At 61.7% G+C, this 17,506-nt stretch carries 18 protein-coding genes; 14 read left to right on the top strand and 4 right to left on the bottom strand.

Annotation, left to right across the window (positions count from 1 at the left end; genetic code table 11):
• The first annotated feature begins 4 nt into the window (after window positions 1-4).
• From pilP to IPF36_RS16760, 9 genes are all read left to right on the top strand, one after another.
• Window positions 5-679: a type IV pilus biogenesis protein PilP gene (gene pilP / locus IPF36_RS34385; RefSeq protein ID WP_218959603.1), complete on the top strand. Its 675-nt coding sequence runs from the start codon at window positions 5-7 to the stop codon at window positions 677-679.
• 3 nt (window positions 680-682) lie between these two features.
• Complete coding sequence (pilO2, locus tag IPF36_RS16795; RefSeq protein ID WP_195429020.1) at window positions 683-1,927, top strand: type 4b pilus protein PilO2; 1,245 nt, start codon at window positions 683-685, stop codon at window positions 1,925-1,927.
• Window positions 1,924-3,726, top strand: a complete 1,803-nt coding sequence (locus tag IPF36_RS16790) for a GspE/PulE family protein (protein ID WP_195429010.1) — start codon at window positions 1,924-1,926, stop codon at window positions 3,724-3,726. Before pilO2 ends, IPF36_RS16790 begins: the two co-directional genes overlap by 4 nt.
• Window positions 3,723-4,763 (top strand): type II secretion system F family protein, encoded by a 1,041-nt coding sequence (locus IPF36_RS16785; RefSeq protein ID WP_195428999.1) that lies wholly within the window; start codon window positions 3,723-3,725, stop codon window positions 4,761-4,763. The genes IPF36_RS16790 and IPF36_RS16785 overlap by 4 nt, the downstream gene beginning before the upstream one ends.
• Window positions 4,764-4,797: 34 nt before the next feature.
• The gene (locus IPF36_RS16780) at window positions 4,798-5,298 is read left to right on the top strand and encodes a prepilin type IV pili (protein ID WP_195428990.1); all 501 of its coding nucleotides are present in this window, start codon (window positions 4,798-4,800) and stop codon (window positions 5,296-5,298) included.
• Between the two features lie 91 nt (window positions 5,299-5,389).
• Window positions 5,390-5,890, top strand: a complete 501-nt coding sequence (locus IPF36_RS16775; protein WP_195428988.1) for a prepilin type IV pili — start codon at window positions 5,390-5,392, stop codon at window positions 5,888-5,890.
• A 37-nt stretch (window positions 5,891-5,927) separates the two neighbouring features.
• A complete protein-coding gene (locus IPF36_RS16770) occupies window positions 5,928-6,407 on the top strand; it encodes a hypothetical protein (RefSeq protein ID WP_195428985.1) in 480 nt (159 codons plus the stop codon).
• A gap of 12 nt (window positions 6,408-6,419) precedes the next feature.
• A complete protein-coding gene (gene pilV / locus IPF36_RS16765; protein WP_195428983.1) occupies window positions 6,420-7,667 on the top strand; it encodes a shufflon system plasmid conjugative transfer pilus tip adhesin PilV in 1,248 nt (415 codons plus the stop codon).
• A gap of 12 nt (window positions 7,668-7,679) precedes the next feature.
• Entirely contained in the window at window positions 7,680-8,165 is a 486-nt protein-coding gene (locus IPF36_RS16760; protein ID WP_195428980.1) for a hypothetical protein, read from the top strand.
• A gap of 96 nt (window positions 8,166-8,261) precedes the next feature.
• Here the strand turns inward: IPF36_RS16760 and IPF36_RS16755 are convergent, their stop codons facing one another.
• The 4 genes from IPF36_RS16755 to IPF36_RS16740 all read right to left on the bottom strand — a co-directional run bounded on the left by IPF36_RS16755 (window position 8,262) and on the right by IPF36_RS16740 (window position 13,268).
• Window positions 8,262-9,284 (bottom strand): CAP domain-containing protein, encoded by a 1,023-nt coding sequence (locus tag IPF36_RS16755; protein WP_195428978.1) that lies wholly within the window; start codon window positions 9,282-9,284, stop codon window positions 8,262-8,264.
• Window positions 9,285-9,885: 601 nt separating this feature from the next.
• On the bottom strand, window positions 9,886-10,812 hold the full coding sequence (locus tag IPF36_RS16750; RefSeq protein WP_195428976.1) for a CAP domain-containing protein: 927 nt from the start codon (window positions 10,810-10,812) through the stop codon (window positions 9,886-9,888).
• 115 nt (window positions 10,813-10,927) lie between these two features.
• On the bottom strand, window positions 10,928-12,100 hold the full coding sequence (locus tag IPF36_RS16745) for a FlhC family transcriptional regulator (RefSeq protein WP_195428974.1): 1,173 nt from the start codon (window positions 12,098-12,100) through the stop codon (window positions 10,928-10,930).
• Window position 12,101: 1 nt separating this feature from the next.
• Complete coding sequence (locus IPF36_RS16740) at window positions 12,102-13,268, bottom strand: hypothetical protein (protein WP_195428972.1); 1,167 nt, start codon at window positions 13,266-13,268, stop codon at window positions 12,102-12,104.
• A gap of 680 nt (window positions 13,269-13,948) precedes the next feature.
• On the opposite strand from IPF36_RS16740, the gene IPF36_RS16735 reads away from it, so the two are divergent.
• The 5 genes from IPF36_RS16735 to IPF36_RS16715 all read left to right on the top strand — a co-directional run bounded on the left by IPF36_RS16735 (window position 13,949) and on the right by IPF36_RS16715 (window position 17,450).
• Window positions 13,949-14,257: a hypothetical protein gene (locus tag IPF36_RS16735; RefSeq protein WP_195428970.1), complete on the top strand. Its 309-nt coding sequence runs from the start codon at window positions 13,949-13,951 to the stop codon at window positions 14,255-14,257.
• Between the two features lie 100 nt (window positions 14,258-14,357).
• Entirely contained in the window at window positions 14,358-14,786 is a 429-nt protein-coding gene (locus tag IPF36_RS16730; RefSeq protein WP_195428968.1) for a hypothetical protein, read from the top strand.
• An 8-nt stretch (window positions 14,787-14,794) separates the two neighbouring features.
• Complete coding sequence (locus IPF36_RS16725; protein ID WP_195428966.1) at window positions 14,795-15,580, top strand: hypothetical protein; 786 nt, start codon at window positions 14,795-14,797, stop codon at window positions 15,578-15,580.
• Between the two features lie 12 nt (window positions 15,581-15,592).
• Entirely contained in the window at window positions 15,593-16,105 is a 513-nt protein-coding gene (locus IPF36_RS16720) for a single-stranded DNA-binding protein (RefSeq protein ID WP_195428964.1), read from the top strand.
• Between the two features lie 268 nt (window positions 16,106-16,373).
• Window positions 16,374-17,450: a primase-helicase zinc-binding domain-containing protein gene (locus tag IPF36_RS16715; protein WP_195429213.1), complete on the top strand. Its 1,077-nt coding sequence runs from the start codon at window positions 16,374-16,376 to the stop codon at window positions 17,448-17,450.
• Window positions 17,451-17,506: the final 56 nt, after the last annotated feature.

The following is a 17,506-nucleotide window of genomic DNA, read 5'->3' as shown; positions in this document are numbered from 1 at the left end:
CTCCATGCAGAATCGCGCATTCAATCTTCGTTGGACCCCGGCCGCGCTGGCCATCGCCGCTACCGTCGGCTTCTCGGTGACCGCTCCTGCCAATGCGGCGTCGACGCTGTCGAACCCTGTTGCGGCGGCGATCGCATCGGCGGGCGGCGGCTCAGTGACGTCGCAACCGGGCACCGGCCAGGCGGCGCAGCCGGTTGCTGGCACCCCAGCAGCCACCAATGGAACCTCCACAGTGCCCGGCGCGCCCCCGGTGGAGGCGGCACAACCGTCGCGCCCCACAGATGCGCCCGAACTCGCTGCGTTGCAGTCCCAGCTTGCCTTGTGGAAGGCACGCGCCGAAATCGCCAAGTTCAAGGCGGAAGTCAAACGTGCCGAGGATTCCATGGTGGCAGCTCCTGCTGGGGTGCCGCCGGGAGCTGGCGTGCCGTCGGTTTCGTTGGGCGGCCCAATGCCGACGGGCGGCGTCGCAGAGCGCGCGCCGCGGCTCGCGCCGGAAGCGCCCCGGCTGGTGTCGCTGCGCGCGTTTGATGGTCACTACAACGCCGTTGTGGATGTCAGCGGCCGCACGGTGCCGGTCCAGGCTGGCGACTCGCTAGAGGGTGGCTGGAAGGTCGTGAGCATCGACGACGGCGGAGTGAAGCTTGCCAACGGCAAGCGCGTGCGCACGCTGAGGCCGTGAGCGATGGCTGAGATCCTGACATTCCCTGGACTGAAGGGTGGCTTTGCCATCGGGCTGACCTGGCAGCACGAGGAAACCCAGCCGAGCAAGAGCGTCCTGCGCGCGCGGGCGCTGGAGCTTGGCCGCAATGTCCGCTGGGGCGTGGTGCATGCAAGCGCGGAAGGCGCCGTCCAGACGGGGTTCTGCGAAGCAATCGCCGGTGCGAAGCCGGCCGGGCTGAAGCCGCTCGCCGCGATTGTGGCCGGCCAGCACCGCCAGCCGTGGCGGGGACTCTTCCATCTGCAGGGCAGCCTCTACTGGTATATCGCCGTCCGTCAGGGCCACGCCGTCATCGCCGGCGGCGATCGGGTGGGCACGCTTGAGGAGCTTGCACCGGTCCGAGAGCGGCATCGTGCCCTGGGGGACTGGACGGAAGTCGAAGGGACAGTACGGGATCTCGCGAACATGGCGCGGGCGTCAAAGGGCGTGTCGCCCATGCGAGACGTCCTGACCGGACCTTGGAAGTCGACCTCATACACGGTTGCTGCAGTGGCTGGGGTGGCGGCCATTCTCGTGGGTGGCTGGTACTGGTACGACCGGCAGCAGGAAGCTGAGCGCGAAGCGCAGTTGATGCGCCAGAGGGCGATCGCTGCCGCGCAGCGTGCCAATGAAGCGGCTCGGCAGCGGGCGGTACCTTGGGTCGAGGAAGCTACGCCAACCGCCTTCCTGCAGGCATGCCGTCGCGCGTGGGACCGGCAAGCCCTCGCGGATGCGGGCTGGACGCTCTCCAGCTGGCGCTGCAAGCCAGCCACGTCGACGGCCCTGACGATCGAAACCACCTGGAAGCGGGAAGGGGGATTGGCCGCCAACGCGCCCGGTGCGCTTTCCGCCGACGGTAATCAGGCGTCGGCGAGCGCGAATGCGCCGGCGGCATTCCTGCCTTCGTCGGGCGCGGTCAATCGGCCTGCCGAAGCGCAGCGTTCCATGTGGACGTATGCACAGGGTACCGGTGTGGGCTTGCAGCTGACCTCGCCGCCGCCGCTGCTTCCGGCCGACGGCAACACGCCGGCTGATCCGTGGCTTGCAATGACGGCGGACATCGGATTTGGCGCACCGCCGTGGCTGGGCTTGGGCGAGGGGTTGGACGGGGTGGCGGGTCTGCGACTCACGGAAGTCAGCTACGAAGCATCCGCCCAGGCATGGAAAGGAACTGGAAAGCTGTACGCAATGCGGGATGGCGCAGTGCCGCCTGCTGGGAGTCATCAATGATCGAGACGATCTCTCGTCTGTGGCGCAGGCCACGCAGTGAGTCGGCCCGAGGCAGCGCATTTGCGACGCGAGCCGAGCCGTCGGTGAAGTCCGACGCGCTCGCGTTGCCGAAGCCACCCGAGGTGCTTGAGCCCCATATCCTCTATCCGCGCAACCTGCCGGCCACCTTCGACCGTGTTGCCAGCAACCTCGACCATCTGACGGCCGACCAAGCGGCAGCGCTTCGTCAACGCGTCGCGGAGAGCGGCCTGCACGTGGAGGATGTCGCCAAGGAGCTGGGCCTGACCGATGACAACGTGCAGCAAGTGCTGGCGGTGCACGGCTGCGATATCTACGTGGATGCCCGGCATTTCGGCACGCCGCGGCTTTTGACCTGGGAAGCCAAGCTGCGGCGCAGCGGTGCGGCGCCCCAACTGCGCAAGGTGTCCGCGCAGGAGCTTGCCGTGCTGCGACAACAGCGCGGCGCCGGCCAGCAACAGGACACCGACCTGCAGACCCTGACCCTCGCGCGCCGGCTGATTGCGGACTGCGCTGTGCTGGTCGCCTCGGACATTCACATTCTGGTTCGCGAGCACCATACCGAGATTCAGGTACGCATCAAGGGCGACCTTCGCACGGTGTCGGCCCTTTCGATGCGCCGCGAGGAGGGGGAACGCCTGATCCGCGCCATGTACACCGGCCTCGCCACGGTGAAGGCGGCCACCTACAACCCGCTGGACGTACAGGACGCCCAGATCGCCGGCGACGCGCTGCCGGGTACGGGGCTGTCGAGTGTGCGGATCGTCCGTGGACCGGCCTACCCGGTGGAGAGTGGCGGCGGCTTCCTCGTTGCGCGACTGCAATACCGGGAGCACCACGAAGGCGCACTGAAGGCGGATGCTGTCGATGCAGCCAAACGGCTCGATCTGCGCACGCCCAAAGCGCCGGGCGGCGAATTCAAGCTCGGCCAGATGGGTTACACCCCGCTGCAGGTGGAACTCATCTCGCAGCTGCTGCGCCGCCCCATGGGCGTGATCGTCGTGACCGGGCCGACCGGTAGCGGCAAGACCACGACTCTCTTTGAGTGCACGCGGCACCAGGCGCGCCTCTTCCCTCAAAAGCGGCTCATCACGATCGAGAACCCGACCGAGTATCCGATGGATTGGGCGATCCAGCTCACGACGGAAAGCGAGCGGTTCCCGGAGATGCTGCGCATGACGCTGCGAATGGACCCCGATGCGGTGCTGCTGGGCGAAATCCGGGGCGTCGAGGAGGCGATCGCGACGCTGCAGGCCGCGGCGACCGGCCACCAGGTTCTGACGACGCTGCACGTGACCGATCCGTTCGAGACCTTCTCCCGACTGGTGATGCTGGACCATGTTCGCCTGGCGATGGAGGTTATCGCCAATCACACCCAGATCATCGGCCTGATTGCGCAGCGCATCGTTCCGCTGCTCTGCCCGAAATGCTCCGTTAGCTTCGACAAGGCGCCGGAGCCGCTGCCGGAATACATGCTGCACGCCATGCGCTCGTGGGGGGACTTGTCTAAGGTGCGCGTTCGCGGGGCCGGCTGCGATCACTGCCACGGCCAAGCCATCATTGGTCAACAGGCGGTTGCCGAGGTGGTCGTCACCAGCGAGCAACTGATGCAGGACTTCATCGACGACGGTGTCTTGGCCGCGCGGCGCAATCATCGGCGCCGGAAGGGTTCCGACAAGCCCATGATTGCGCACGCGATGGATCTCGTGCTGGCCGGTCGTTTGAGCCCGGTCGACGCTGAGGGAAGCGTTGACGCTATTCCTATGCGGGAGGACATATGAGTGGATTGTCTTGGGCAATGCGCCGGCGCCTGTATCAACAGGCATCGAGCCAACTGGAAAACGGGCTGACCCTCGCGCAAGTCATTGAGGACTTCCGGGATCGGCAGGACCGGCGAGGCCGCAAGCGGGCAGCCGAGGCTGCGCACGAGGTCGGCCGCCAGGTGCGCGACGGCAAGACGCTGATGGCGGCGATGGGCGCGAGCCTCAGCGATCTGGAGCGCAGCGTGCTGGACGCGGGGGAGAAGGCCGGACAGTTGCCGGACGCCATGCGGCTGGTGCTGGACGTGCGCGAACTGACCACGCGGCTGCGCCAGAAGCTGCAAGCCAGCTTCTTTGCGCCCACGGTGTATCTGGTCTGCCTGTATGCCGTCCTGCTGGTGATCGGCGGCTACATCGTGCCGCAGTTCCTCGACATCCTGCCGATCGAAAAATGGACCGATTGGGCCTACGCCATGTACTGGATGGGCCAGTTGGCCGTGGGATGGCCGGCACCGGTGATCTTCGGGAGTCTCGGTGTTTATGCCGTCTGGAGCTGGTGGGCACTGCCGCGGTGGAGCGGGGCTGGCAGGCGATTCTGCGACCAGCACGTGTTCCCGTTCACGGCGTACCGTGAAATCACCGGCTTTACCTGGGCGATGTCGTTCGTGGCGCTCTTGCGGGCCAAGGTCCCGGACATCGCCGCGCTGGAGGCACAGATCGGATCGGCGTCGCCATGGCTGGCCTCGCGTCTGAGGCCGATACGCCTCGGGCTGGCTGACGGCCTGGACCTGACAGAAGCCATGCGGCAATCGGGGAACGGCTTTCCGTCGCTGGACCTGATCGACGAGATTGGCGCCTATGCGGGCTTTGATGACTTCACCGAGAAGATCACGGTGGCCGTGCGGCAGAACGCTCAAATGATTGAACGCCAGTTGCTCGCCAAGGGGATGGCGATGTCGGCGGTCTTCACCGGCCTGATGTTCCTTGCTTTTGTCGTGCTTCAGCTAGGCTCGAATTCACTCTCATCGATCCTCACGTCCTCGATGGGCCAGTTCTAACAACCACCGTATTCATACACATTAGGAGCTTCACATGGATGGCATTCTCGGGCGCATCGTCGCTATCGTCTTGGGCCTTCTCGCACTGGCTGGGATTGCCTATGCGGGCTACAACGGCTTTCAGAGCCACAAGGCCAGCGTGGTGGCCACCAACATTTCGCAGCTGATCACGAACGCACGCGCGGGCTTCTCGCAGGGCAACAACGGCTATACAAACTTCACGACGGCAAACGTCGCGTCGATGATCACGAGCGGCATGTTTCCGTCCGACATGGTGCGCGGTACCACGCTGATCGACTCCTGGGGCAATGCCGTCACGCTCGCGTCGGCCAATAGCGGATCGCAGGGCGTCATCACCTTCGGCGGCGGCAATGCGCAGACGGCCAAACAGTGTGTCAGCACCGCCCTTGGCCTCAAGGACTACGTGACGCTGGCGGTCGGCTCGACGACCTTCAACCAGACCAACCTGCCCGACCAGGCGACCGCCGGTGCGGCCTGCAGCGCCACGGCCACCTTCACCCTCACGTTCCAGTAGGCAAGCATCGGACCACTGCGCTTCACCGTCGGAATCGCGTCCACGATGGTGAGGCGTCGCAAATCAGGGCGTGCTTGTTTGGGGAAATGACATGGATGGGATTCTCGGGCGGATCGTCGCGATCGTGCTGGGCCTGCTGGCACTCGCTGGTATCGCCTATGCCGGCTATAACGGCTTCCAAAACCACAAGGCGAGCGTGGTGGCCACCAATATTTCGCAGCTGATCACGAACGCCCGCGCGGGCTTTTCTCAGGGGAGCAATGGCTACACCAACTTCACCACTGCGAACATCCCGGCAATGATCACCGGCGGGATGTTTCCGTCGGACATGGTCCGTGGCACCACGCTCTTGGACCCATGGGGCAACGCGGTGACATTGTCTGCCGCAAGCGCTGGGTCGCAAGGCGTGATCCGGTTCGGTGGAGGCAATGCTCAAACTGCGAAGCAGTGTGTCAGCACGGCCATGGGCCTCAAGGACTACGTCTCGCTGGCCGTGGGCACCACCACCTTCACGCAGGCCAATCTGCCGGATCAGGCCACCGCTGGCGCCGCATGCAGCGCGACTGCCACCTTTACGCTCACTTTCCAGTGATCTCCGGCGCGGCAGCGACGTTCTGAGGAGGAGGGCTATGGGCTATCTCATCTTGCCGATCGCGACAGTGCTGTTCAGTCTGGGCCTCGTGGCGCAAAGCTGGCAGTTGTCACAAGCAGCACCGGGGGCCGGCGTGCCCGGCCGCATGGAATCCGTCGCAACGATCACCGCGCAGCAGGCCCAGGCCTATGGGGCGGCGTGCGTGTCGACCGCCGACACGACACCGGGCCTGGTCGGCGCGAGCCTGGTCCCGGCGCTGCCGTCCGGGATGGTGACGCCCACCGGCGCAGGCTGCATGGCCGTCGCCAATCCGGGCGGCGGGCGCGACGTGTATGGCTACGTGCGTGTCGCGTCAGGCGCCGGCGCTGAGCTGCTGGGGAGTACGCAAGGCAGTCTCGCGTGGTTCCGTGTGCGGAGCCAGGGTACGGCCATCAACCTGTCCACCGGCATCGCTTACAGCGTGCCTTCGACCATCCCCGTCGGGGCGCTGGTTCATTGGGTCCAGCTGAACACCTGAGAATCAAATCGCATGGAAGCCATACTCGGATATCTCATCGCACTGATGCTCTCGACACTCAGCTTTGCTGGCTTTGTGACGTGGGCAAAGGCGGGTGTTACGAACGTGCAGACGGCCGCCGCGGCGAGCCAGATGCTTGTGTTTGATAAGGCCGCGCTGCAGTTCGTGCAGGATGAAGCAGCGACACTGGTCGCACAGGCGACGCCAAGCGTGCCCGTCAACGTTACGCCGGCGATGCTGATCAATGGCGGCTATCTGCCTGCCGGATTCTCGGCGACGAACGTGTTTGGTCAGACTTGGCTTCTCCAGGTCCTGCAACCGACGCCGAACAATCTGCAGGCGCTCGTGACGTCGCAAGGCGGCCGGGCCATCACGGACACACGCCAGCTCGTGCAGATCGCTGCGCAAGCTGGCGCGCAGGGTGGTTTCGTCCCCTATGCGGGGCAGAACGGCGATCCGACGATGGTGGCTACCAGGGCCTACGGCGCTTATGGGGCATGGCAAGTCCCGCTGGCCGGCTACACGAATCCGGGCAGCGGCAGGCTTGCGTCGTTGCTTGCTTTTACCGGCGCACAGGCCAACAACGGCTATTTGTATCGGGTGCAGGTTCCGGGCCATCCGGAACTAAATCGGATGCAGACCTCCATTGACATGGCCGGGAATGACGTCAACAACGCAGGTCGGGTCACGGCGACAACGTCATTGACGAGCGGTGGCGAGACCTACCTGACGAATACCGGAGTGCCTGGCACCGCGTGCAGTGTCGACACGTCGACCCGGAGAAGCTCCACCGGCACTGGCCATGTGATCTGCGCAGGCGGTATCTGGCAGTCGGTTGGAACGGCGGTGGCGAACATATATGAAGGCCTGTGGTGCGGCACCAATAACCAGATCGCAACGAGTGCGACAAACCAAGGCTACATCTGCAAGGGAAACCGGTATATCGCACTCACCAATGCCCTTGGCAATATGACCGTCACTAGAAAATTCGAGAACGTGACGGATGGCATGACGTTCACCAAGGACAATTGCCCTGTTGGTACTGCGTGGGCGATGTACACGCCAAGACAAGAGATGGTGAACGTTACGGGGAGTGTGATGCCGGCCATTCAAGGAACCTATTTCGCAATGAACGACTATGGCACCTACTGGTATGCGCAAGCGAGTGCCATGTCTCCAGCGGCATGGTACAGCGGCAACGACGTTGGCGCGCTTGGAGGGCAACTAGTGGGCACAGTCACAACGGGTTGTACGTTTTAAGGATCGTCAAATATGAAGCATATCTTTGTAGCATGCATCCTGACGGTAAGCTTTTCCGCAGCCGAGGCACAGCTCTACTCATTTCCGGCGCCGCCGATGACGGTGGCGGACTGCCCTGTTGGGAAGATCTGGCTTGTCCAGAGCGGATTGGCCACCTGTGGCGCGCCGACTCCACCCCCGCCGCCCCGGCCGCCTTGCTGTGCCCCCCCACCTCCACCGGCCTGCCAGTATTCGCCGGGTGCCTATAGCATCGCCATTGGCGATATGGGTCAATGCACGGCGGATGGCGGCTGCGAGGGCAAGGGCTATCAAATTCTCTGGGGTGGAAGCGTTGTTGCCTCCCAAATGTGGATCGGCTACATGGAGTGGCCCGAGCTGAATTCTCTGGCTTCGGCCGGTATCGACGCCAGCGGATATCGCGCCGGCGCAAACAAAGCGAGCTACCTAAGCAACGGCAACAACATGGGACTCGGTGTGTACGAAGTTTGTAGGAAGTAGTGGTAGCCAGAAAATGCCGGACTCCAGTACGCAGATCTGCTAAGCAGGAAAGCAAAAGGCCCGCATTGCGGGCCTTTTGTCGTTGCGAAGATCGCTTCAGAACGCGGTGAAGCTCCAAGATTTGTTGATTGCGACGCCATTACGAGCGCCTGCGAACGTCGCTGTGTAGGTGCCCGCTGTGAGCGGTTGCGTCGGAAGAAGGAATGCCACACCACTGTAGACGTTAGCATCCGAGATTGTCGTGGAGCTTGAGCCTGCCTTTGCTCCGCTTGCCACCAAGATACGGGCGGGAACGGAAATGCCGCCGGGGCCCGTAAGTGTAAAGCTTGTGACGGTCAGAACGTCGCTTGCAGTTGGCGCCGGGACTCGGAACATGACAGGGTGACCTGCACTCGGAAGATCCGGCGCCGGGCTGGGCGATTCAGCGGTGGCCGTAAACGTTCCGGGAACGCTCTCCGCATCAACCGGCGAGTATGCGAAAGTGTTCGTAGCCATTTGCTGCCCCCCCCATTGTGGGAGCCCATACCCGCTACCATTCGCGCCGGTCTTGACGCCAAAGTTCATGACGCAATAGCCATCTCGAATGGCAAGGCCAACCGTCTCTTGGTTCCCCGTAATACCTTGCAGGTGATAGACCGAGTTTCTGAAATCTGCCAAGCACCCGATTGACCCATCTGCAGCTTGGCTTATCCATTGATCTTTCGACGCGCCAGCAGCCACGCCTTGGTCGTAAGGATTCGCGCCGGTGAAGCCTGGCTTGCCGGCAGTTTCTTCATGGCCGGACGTGGAATTTGCTTTCAGGTAAGCAAGGTGGTTTTCCGCAGCAATATCAAGGGCTGCATCCTGCTTCAAAGCGCCCACGCCCATCTTGATCCGGTAGTCGTTCAGGGCATTGAACGCTGCCAACCGCAGGTCGCCGCCAGGGTAGGTCGCTGCAGGTGCTGAGGTTGCCGGCGGCACCGACGTCGGCTCTTGCGGAGTCGTCGGGGTGGTCGGTGTAGTGGGAGGAGTGGTGGGATTCTTGGAGCCACCGTCGTCACCGCCACCACCGCCGCATGCGGCCAGCGCGAGCGTCATGGCCGTAGCCAGCACCGATAGAGTGAATTTGGAGTTTTGCATGTTTTTTCTTCCTCTGACTTTGACCGGCCGGGGATCGACCGCTACTTTTAGCTTACCGATCTGCCGGCGAAGTCAAGTGCCCGCAATCCCCGGCCGGACGTGAGAATACCCGAAGGCGACCAACACCAAGACGGCGAATAGGAGCCGAATTTGACCCCCAGAAAGTGGGGTGCCTTACCTATCGGCTCTCGATTTTCGGAGTGATTTTTGCCCAGGGCGCGCTACCGCGAACGGTACAGCGACGTTCCGCAGCTGTTGCAGATGTGCCATTGGTGCACGGCGATGAAGGGCTGTTCACGCCAAAGGCGAATACTCCGTGATCCGCACCGATAGCAGGACATGCCTCGCTCGGTAACACAAGCTGGATACTTGCGCGCATACTCGCTCACCGTTGGCAGGCCTTTGCGGGTCAGTACGAATGCGAGCAAGCCAAAGTACGAGAAGACCATGCACGCGATCGCCCATGGCCATGCCCACCGCCCCTCCTGCCTCGCCCACTTGAACGCCAGGTATGCGGGCAATGCGAAAGCGATCGCAATCGTTATCCATTCCATCTTAGATCTCCTGTTGTCGCTGAGCCCCCTTCTCTCGGAGGGGCTGGCTATCGGAACGCCGCAGTGGTGGCCGTTGCAGTCTTGAACGTCCATGAAATGCTTACTGGCTTGCCGGCGCGGGTCCCCGAGAATGAGGCCGTGTAGGTCTCACGATCAGCCAAAGGCGCGAGCGGAAGCAGGAAGGCCGCGTTGTTGCGCAGGTACTCGTCGGCAACACCGTTCGAGCCGTCCGCTTTTGCTGCAGGCGACACCAAAACTCGCGCGGCCACTTCGGCGCCATTGCTGGCGACAAGCTTGAAGTCAGTCACGGCCAGAACCTCCGCGAGCGCGCCGTTGGCGTACACCATCAGAGGCCGGCCTGGTGTAGGCAGGTCCGGGGCGGGATTTGGCGACTCACCGGCGAAGTTGAATTCCCCCTGCACACCGATGTCGCCGTCCGCCGGCACAGTGACGAAAGTTTCAGGGTCAAACTGCTGACCACCCCCATAGGGCACGCCGTTGGGAGTCGGGCTTGGCTGCGTGGCAGTGATCGTGCCAAAGTCCAGAACGCAATGGTTCAGGCCTAAGGCACCCGTTCCGCTATACCCAATCCCGATAGATTCCTGGTTGGTGACAAGGGACTGCAGGTGATAGACCGTGTGATACCACTGGTCGACGCAGCCGATGCCAATCTCGCTGTCGTTCGGCCCCCTTGCCGCCCCCACGACTTCTGCCACCCACTGGGAATCCCGGACACCGGCCTTCTGCGCGCGCAGCAGTGGCGTGGCCTCATAGAGATGCTGAGAGCCGGCAGTTTGATCGTGCTGCGCCACGCTGTGTGCACTGAGATAGATGGCGTGTGCCTGGGCAGCCGTGTCGAGCGCTGCGTCCTGCGCCAACAGCCCGACGCCAAGCTTCTGGCGCAAGGTGTTGATGCCCTTGAATAGTGCGAGGTGTCCAGAGCCTTGCGTGTAAGTTGGGTCGGACACGTTCATCCTGGGCGAAGCGGCCGCAGGAGCCGCAGGAGGCTGGGCGGGCGGTGGCGCGCTGCCGGTCGCCCAAGCCGGGCCGGCGCAGCACGCTGCGATGGCGAGGAATCTTCGCATAGGCTCAGTTCCGACGACCGCCACGAGAGGGTGTCAACGTCCCGTTGCAGCAAGGGCAAAGGAACGACTGCGAGAGCTCGATCTTGGCAGAGGAGTTTGATGCGAGATAAGGAGTCCCGCACCTGCGGCAGGACCAGACCGCAAGTTCCTCATTCATCGACATCGAGCGAGCCAGATGCAGGGAACGCTCGGCCGGAACCTTGCAATCGTCCGCAAAGAAGGCCCGATGGATGTCAAGCGTTGCGACGAAGCTCTCCGGTGTCGTAACGTCACAGGCGATCGCGGAACGAAACAGCCAGATCTGGAAAGTGGCCTGGACGCGACGCTGCGGGGAATCGAGATACCACATCAGCGACGCAGGAGGTTGGCCCGAGGGCGAGGACTTCCCGTGTATCCGTTGGTAGGTCTTCCTCGTATGTTCAATGCTGGCGTTGAACAGCGAACAAACGCTCATGGCGCGACAGCTAAAGGACAGAAACGCTTCGAACAGAGCGTCGCGCTCAAAAGTCTCCAGGCGGAACTTGCCCCATACCCCCGAGTGGGGCAGGCGGTCCGAGCGAAGCGGCGAGGTTTCCATCAGGTAGTGGGCAATCATTTCACGCGAGAGGCGGCCGGTGTGGATCTCCAGCCAGAACATCTCATCCGCAAAGCGCCAGTGGAATAGCGGAATCAGACGTTCCGTCATGGCCACATCGAGTTCGTGTTGTGGAACGGAGCGCAGGTACGCCGCCAGCTCGTTGGAGATGCCGATCAGCGGTGGCGCCAGCACGGACATGTTCAGGAGGTCGTACACAGCGTTGATGTACGAACGGTTGGTATGCTCGAGCGCCAGTCTGTCCACCACGGATAGGCTGGGAGGCACCATTGACTTGAGACGTTCCATCGTGACCGTCGGCATCCTGCCCTCAATGAAGGAGCGCCAATCCTCAACGGTCGTGAGCGTAGGTGCGTAAGCAAGGAATGGCGTCCCCAATACCTTCGACGACTGGCCGATATTTTCACGAAGCGACCGAAGGTTTTCGCTGGAGACCCTGAAAACGTTCTCCAGCGTCGGATGCACCGATACCGTGTTCAGGACGTAGTTGCTGATCCGGAGATTCGCGGTGAGCACGCGATCTCGCACCCAGGCCGGCAGAACGAACTGCTCAAAGATGGAACGGGTAGGCGTGGATTGCATGTCAGGCTCCGGTGATAGCGACCAGCTCGTTGTGGAAAGCCTCGGCGCTGCGGCGCAAGGACAACAGTGCGGCGCCGTGCTCCTTTGCCTTGATGGCCTTGACGGAGCTTCGAAGCTTCGCGAGGGCATCATCAAGATCGGCCTTCAGGCCGTCGATGCGCAGCGCCAGGCTTCTTGAATCTGCCTCCTTCGCCTCGTGTTGCTCAAGTTCGGCGTTGACCTCTGCCAGCCGTCGCTCAGCATCCTTGACTTGCGCCTTCGTGGCATCCAGCTTGCTGCTTTCGCCGATGACGGCGTCGGCGAGGCTCTTGTATTCGACGGGAACGACTTCTACCTTCACCTCCCTCACCACCTCCCGGATCTTTGACTCGGCCAATGCCTTTTGCAAAGCCTGGCGCTCGTCGTTCAATCTCTTGATGGAGAGCTGCAGGCTGTCCATTGCGTGCTGCTGGGACGTGAGTGCGCCAGAAGTTCGATCCAGTTGCTCTTTCTGCGCAGCATTAAGCGCGTCTGCAGAGTTCATTTGCTCACGCATGTGGCGCATCTGGGCTTCGAGATCGCGCTGGCGCTCCAGACTCTCGTTCAGTTGCTCTTCCGCGGCTTCCAGCGTGGCCATGACGTGATTGAGGTCCTGATGCGTGCGTCGAGTCCACTCGATATAAGGCAGGATCTCCTTGCGCGAATAGGATTCATCGTTCTTGCGCGCGTCGATGAACCGCTGTACTTCGTCGTTGGTGATGTCCGAACGCTTGAGGATCGTCAGTTCGCCAAGATTCAGAAACGTCAAGGCGTCGTGGTTCTCTGAGAAGTGATGAAATGCCTGCAGATACTTGATTACCGAGGCGCGTGAAATGCGCATGCCCCTGACGGCGAGGGCGTACAGACTGTCATCGGCTTCCTGGCGGGCGCGCGGCGTGTCGCCCAATCGCTTTTGCACGCACGTCAGGATGGAGTGGTAAATCTGGAATAGCCGAGACCCGATGGCGGTGTGTTCGGCCAGAATGCGTTTCCGGGAGAGCTCAATCTCCTGCGCTGCCTGCACGATGCGCCCGATGGCGCCGGCGTCGATAAAGTGACCCAGTTGCTGGGTCACCAGTTCGCGCAAAGCGTTTGGCGACTTTGGATCGACCAGATTGAATTCGCGACTTTCTTCGTCTTTCTTCTTCATTGTTTGCCTCTACGGAATGGTGTTGTGGCCCCGGTGATCGCGGCAGCCACTTCAACTTACACGGTAGAAGCACATGTCAAGCAGACAACGGATGCAGCGATCTTGGGTCGGAAGCATATGCCGATGTCGGGTACTTAACAGAATCGAAAGCTATGGAAAAACAGCCCGCTTTCGAAAGTCAAGCTCGAATCAGTAGTGCTTCGCTGTGCTTTTTATCGACTTGCACCATCCGAATTTAAGGTATCACCCCCTTCAGATGGGGATGGTTGTATAGACAAGTTGACCCCTCTGTCGGGAGTTATGCAAGGAACATGTTCCTTTCGAAATTGCGAAAGCTAGGGATTTTGACTAGTGATTCGAAGGCGAGGCCCAATGCAACAGCGCCCTGCTTGTCATGCATTGACTAGCCGTGTAGAGTGCAGACACCTCTAGCGTCTTCGACGCATCGACTTGGCGGCCAGATTGCACTGACATTCCGCTTGGGCTACACAGGCCCACTTGGCGGTCCGCCCCACTCCATTTCTTTCCGCACGCGAGCAGCGTCCTTGCGACATGCATGGCATGTCGCAAGCGCGTTGCCGTTCTAAGCGCGCCTCATTGGATTCCTTGCTCTTCAGAGCATCGAATAATCGCCTGGCATCCGTCCAGGAAATCCCTTTGACTGTTTCTCGTGAGAAACCATGGAATCCTTTGCCAATAACCTGATCAAGCGCCCGCTCAAGCTCTTCGCCTTATGCATGGCGCTGTATCTGGCTTCTCAGTCCTTCATCGTCGGTGTGTTTGTTGCCGCAGTCGCGTTCTTCTACTTGAAGGAGAAGGCGATTCAGTGGAGCAGGGCAGTACCGGCCGCGCCGAAGGTCTCGATGCCGGAGCACAACTCCGCGCCGAAGCCATCGCCTGACCAACCCGCGGAGCCTTCTGAGCAGAAGTACGAGCGCTCAGCAGTTGTGACGCCAATCCGTCGTACCGGAACGCACGATCGTTCCTAGCCTCTAGCCGCCCAATCTCGTGGGCGGCCCTATTCCACCTGTCACGGGTACTCGCTACCCGCCGACAGGTGGGTCTCCGGGTGCCTGTCCGGAGACCATCATGGAATCAACGACAGCAGGATGGCAGCTGGACTTCTTTGGTGAAGCTGCCGCCATCGTTCTCCCCCCTCCCAAGGTCGACCCATTACCAGACCCTTCGCTCTGGAGCGAATCGGTAAGAGAAGGGATGGTCGACGCCTTGATCAGCCTGGCCTGCGACAGTCGCCGCGGCGACAACATGCCGGAATCGCTGATTGACTGCGCTGAGCTGCTTCGCGCCCGTATCAAGAACAAGCCACTGGAACTGGAGGAGTACTCCATGACTTTGGGCTGGATCTTTGGATACTGGGATGGCGCACTTCCCTATAGCTATGTCTGTGCAGTCTGCGGGGTTAGCCCGGAAGTCTTGCAGGACGTGATTCTCAACAATGCCCGCCTGCGTGCCGACCTCGATGGAGTGAAGCGCATGTGCTGCGGGTCTCTTCTTTGAGCCAAACCATGACACTGTTCCAGGTCATCAAGCAAGCGGCTGCCGCCATCATGGGCCAGCCGGCTGCGCCGTCCCCGCCCAAGGATGAAGTGCCGGTGGGCACTGGCGCGGACAACGAGTACCAGATCCTGATCAATGGTGTGCCGAATCTGTTTCGCGACGAAGGCGACCATGTGGTTCACTTTGTTGCCGTCTTCGATAGCCAGATTCAGCATACGACTTATGGCGACAAGGTCCTGCCGGAAGTCGTTCCGCGCTGGAGCAAGCTCGACCGGCACGAGGGCGATGGCGTAACGCCCCAGTCCGTGGCCGAATCTGTCATGCGTCAGGCGAAAGGCCGCCTGCCAGCAGCGCCTGCAGCAGCCCCGGAGAACTCGGCCGAGTCGCGGCAATTAGGACACGCTGACCGACAGATGCCCCACCTCGCACCCACCAAGTCGGCGGAGGTCCGTCAAGAAGGGCATGCCTTCCGGTCTAACTACACGGTCGGCACCCTGATCGAGTGGGGCGAAATGGAGTTCCCGAATCGCAAGCCTGGCGGCAAGGCGACGTACACATCCTTCGCGGTCAAGCTGGACACTAGTGCCGGTGAGAAGACGCTACAAGGTGAAGGTCTGAAAGACGCCCTGGCTGACGTCGCTTGCAACATCGGTGACCGCGTAGGCATTAAGCGATTGCACAAGGAAAAGGTGCCCGCCTTCCATCATGGGACCGGGCGCCCAGTTCTGGACCCTGCCACCGGCGAACAGAAGCTCTGGGATCGCTGGGTCTGGCAAGTGAACCGCATTCATTGACAAGGAAACATCATGGCATCCGTGAACAAAGTGATTCTCGTTGGCAACCTCGGGGCGGACCCCGAAGTTCGCTACATGCCCAGTGGCGACGCTGTGGCCAATCTTCGCATCGCGACTACCGATCGCTACAAGGACAAGCAGACCGGCGAGATGAAGGAAGCCACTGAGTGGCACCGCGTCTCGATGTTCGGAAAGCTCGCAGAGATTGCTGGCCAGTATCTTCGCAAGGGCTCGTCGGTCTATATCGAGGGCCGCATTCGTACACGCAAATGGCAGGATCAGGCCGGCCAGGACAAGTACAGCACCGAGATCGTTGCCGATCAAATGCAAATGCTCGGCGGTCGCGGTGGTGCCAACGACGGCGATAGCGATGATGGTACGGATCGCGCAGCCTCGCAGCAAAGTCCTGCCGGCGCGCAGCGCTCGGCCTCAACGGGGCAGCGGCAGCCGCCGGCGCGTCGGCAGCCAACACAGGCGCCGTCGAACGGCTTCGAGGAGCTGGAAGACGACCAGATCCCATTCTGACTCGGGCGCTGGACGGATTTCTGTTCCACAACGACGATGCGCAGATGTCCTGACGCGTAGCTCGTCGCAGTTCTTTAACTGCCTGCTACCGGATCCTCCGGTAGCAGCAGTCTCCTTCTCCCGGCCGCCCGGCCCATTCCCCCTTCGATTGCGCAAACGCATGCTGAAAAGACCTTCTGGCTTCTGCCGGGATGTCTTTTGAGCAAGCGTACCTTCGCCTGTCACAGGCATCGACAAACCTACTCCACCTGGAGTCCATCCCATGAAGCTGAAAGACCTTAGTGAAATTGTTGCAGACTGGTCGTCCGATCAATGGGACGCCCTCGTCGAGCAGTACTTGCCGGCATCGGCTCTTACCGACGCCTTCTGGCGTGGCCGCCCTGGACCGTGTCCGATGTGTGGTGGGCATGATCGATTCACCTACACCCGCAAGCGGAATCGCGGCGACTGGGTATGCCGAAAGTGCAACGACGGGAGCCCTGCTGGCGGCGACGGCCTTGAGCTTGTCCGCCGGTACACCGACATGTCGTACTTGGAGCTGAAGTGCCGGCTGAACGGCCAGCCCATTGATCCCGTTCCTGTCGTCGCCCAAAGGCCGCGGCCATCAAGACGAGAGTCTATGAGTCCCGCAGATCTGTTGCGCTGCGTGATGAAGCAAGTCGATTCGTCGAGGCCGCTGACGGCGGGCGACCACGGTATGCGTTACCTGGCTGCCCGTGTTCCTGGCTTATGCGCACCACTGCCACAGGGGTTGCGACTGGCCACACAGGAGTACTGGCATGAGAAGGAGATCGTAGGTCGGTATCCCACGATCGTTGCTGAGTACCGTCTACCAGACGGAAGGATTGCGACGGTTCACCGGACTTCGCTGGATCCCCACAAGCCTGAGAAGGCACTGGTCATTTCGAAGGACGGCGAGATCCTACCCTCGAAGCGAAACTACCTGACAGCGTTGCCGCTTGATGGTGGGGCAGTGCGCTTGATGTCACCGCGTAAGGGGGAAATCGGCGTCGCCGAAGGCCTCGAGAGCGCGTATGCCGCATACATGCTGTTCCGCGTGCCGACTTGGTTCTGTCTGAACCGCGTCGAGCTGAGCAGATTCGTGGTGCCAGATGGCTTGGGCATCCATACCGTGCACATCTTTGCGGACTTCGACAAGGTCGACGCAAAGACGGGCAAGTCCCCCGGGATGGCCGACGCATTGACGTTGCAGAAGCGGTTGCGTGCGGCCGGCTTCAACGCTGTGCTGCATCGACCGAAGGTCCGGGGTACCGATTTTTGTGATCAATGGCGAACGGAGTACCAGCTTCGCCAGATGTCCCTACGGGCTGCCGTCGCAGCCTGACCTTTCCGCCACCGCCTGGTGGCATCACTTTCAACCTCTGCCCTGTGGGACCGACC

Source organism: Cupriavidus sp. IK-TO18 (genome assembly GCF_015549295.1).
GTDB classification, from domain to species: Bacteria; Pseudomonadota; Gammaproteobacteria; order Burkholderiales; family Burkholderiaceae; genus Cupriavidus; species Cupriavidus oxalaticus_A.
The sequence above is the reverse complement of the archived record's forward strand: the minus strand, read 5'-3'. Positions and strand labels throughout refer to the sequence as shown.